A 221-nucleotide genomic window follows, 5' to 3' on the forward strand; every position below is an offset into this window, starting at 1 on the left:
TCCGAACGAGCCTGGCATCGCTTTGTCACGGGAAATTTGTTCACAAACGGCTCGTTTCTTGAACGCTCCCGATACAACCGCCGCTGCCGAGCGCTTGGCTTCGCGGTCAAATGGATTCGTCATGAACTGGCGAAACGTGGTCAACATCATGCTATATAAATTGAAATAAAGGTTTTCTCCCGTTCCACGGCGAATAAATACAAAGAGAAAATAGGGGAACG

General features: G+C 48.4%; 1 pseudogene. It reads left to right on the forward strand.

The window, feature by feature from the left end:
* Positions 1 to 153 (forward strand): annotated as a pseudogene (locus tag I656_RS17980) (IS982 family transposase); the annotation flags it as partial.
* Between the last annotated feature and the right edge of the window lie 68 nt (positions 154 to 221).

The organism is Geobacillus sp. WSUCF1 (assembly GCF_000422025.1).
GTDB classification, from domain to species: domain Bacteria; phylum Bacillota; class Bacilli; order Bacillales; family Anoxybacillaceae; genus Geobacillus; species Geobacillus zalihae.